The following is a 1746-nucleotide window of genomic DNA, read 5'->3' on the forward strand; positions in this document are numbered from 1 at the left end:
AGGGCAACGATGAGCTTCGCAAATGGCTTGACGATCTAATCGTAAAGCTCGCGGATGAGAAATTTTTCCACGCCGACTACGATGCGACGCTAGCGCCGGTATACGGCGACGACATCAAAGCTGACAACGTCGTAATCGAGGGCGGGAAGTTATAAATTTAGTCCAAGCTTAAAGTGCATTTTGAGCTAAATTTCATTCCAGAGGATCAAAATGAGCATCACGTTTTTCGTCAAAAACAAAAAGAAGCCTTCGGGAGACGAAGCGCCCGTGATGAGCGTAGAGGAGGCACTACGGCTGGTGCCGAATTTATCGCAGTTTAACGCGGATGAAGACGACGAGGAATTTGACGCTGAGGGTTTTTACAGCACGAAGCTAAGCGAGCTTAGCTGCTTGACTGCAGGTGTGGACGGACTTAGCGGGCGCGGTCTTGAGGTATGCTACGAGGATGGCGCGTATAATGTCTGTATCGGCACGCCTAGCACCCGTTCAGACTGGCGGATCGCGCTAGAATACCTCAAAAATTTGGCCCTGAAAATGGACGGCGAAATCACGAGCGAGGACGGGGAGAAATTTAGCGCGCAAAATATCGAGGGCTTTGACTTCGAGTCTGATATACGCGCTGGACTTGCAAATATAAAACGAAATTTAGAAGAGAAAGCGGTAATGTGTACGATTTACGGCGTGCGAAACGAAGTTTCATTTGATCAAAAAATTATCGCGCACATTATGGACGCGCCGGATCCCGCAGACGAATTTAGCAAATTCGTAACCGATATCCAAAACCTAAACGCATATTTTTCAGATCAGATGTTTTCCGGCATAAACGAGGATAGTGAGATCATAGGGCGATATATCCTTCCGCAAGATATTGCTGCCGTACTACCCTTTGAGCCCAGAGTGGATTACAATAATTTACAAATTCTGGGCGGGAAGGAAGTTTCGCGGTGGGGCGTCGCCATTTTTGGAGGCGATGAGGATCATTGTGAAAAGCACGATATTCTTGCGACGCTGAAATATGAAAATTTCATCCAAAATTTGCCGAAAGAAAAATACGAATTTATCGACGCGAAAAACATAATCGTAAGCGCATTTAGCAAAGCGGAATTTGACGCTCTCATAGCAAAATGCGGCAAAGAGGGGCTGGCGGACTAAGCGGTTTATCTTGCCGCGGAATTTTACCGCCATGCTGTAATGAGATAGAGAGTAAATTTAGCCGAGCCGAAATGCAGCCTAGCGCGGGTCGTCGCGGTAAAATTTAAGTCGCGCGCGGCGGCGTAAAATTTCAAGCGATAGTAGAATTCTAATGCAAACTGCTCATGCGACAAAATTTATCGCACTAGCAGCGATAAATCACAAGCGCCCGCGCATTAAACGAATCAAGAATTCATAAAATTTTATAGACCACCTATACGGCTTGCAAAATTTTATGCGGGACTAACCGCACACGCACCCCGTCTTTTGATTAGAGCTCAAAGCAGCTTGTAGGCTCCACGCGGACCAAGTTTGCCCTACCGATTTAAGAGCTAAACGCATAAGCCGCGCAACGCATCCATTTCCACGCTCAGCTACACAACGCATCCGTGCCGCTGCCACCAAAGCCTGCGATCCCGCGCGCTTTGTCTGCATATCTGGTGTCGCCGGAGCCGTATGCGACCCGCCGCTTTCGGCACACCATACTGTGCCTCCACCTGCCTCATTCGCTCCAAATTTTGCGGTTCAAATTTAGCTCGCTCACGATACTCACAA

1 protein-coding gene is annotated in these 1746 nt (G+C 48.1%); it reads left to right on the forward strand.

Features of this window, described 5'->3' with window-relative positions:
* Positions 1-210 precede the first annotated feature (210 nt).
* The gene (locus Q0140_RS11310) at positions 211-1152 is read left to right on the forward strand and encodes a DUF4299 family protein (protein WP_297945237.1); all 942 of its coding nucleotides are present in this window, start codon (positions 211-213) and stop codon (positions 1150-1152) included.
* The last annotated feature ends 594 nt before the right edge of the window (positions 1153-1746 follow it).

Origin of the sequence: uncultured Campylobacter sp. (genome assembly GCF_938045405.1) — a bacterium.
Taxonomy (GTDB): Bacteria; Campylobacterota; Campylobacteria; order Campylobacterales; family Campylobacteraceae; genus Campylobacter_B.

Excerpts from the sequence above, each read along its gene's own strand:
- Q0140_RS11310 (WP_297945237.1), top strand. The coding sequence starts at position 211 with ATGAGCATCACGTTTTTCGTCAAAAACAAAAAGAAGCCTTCGGGAGAC.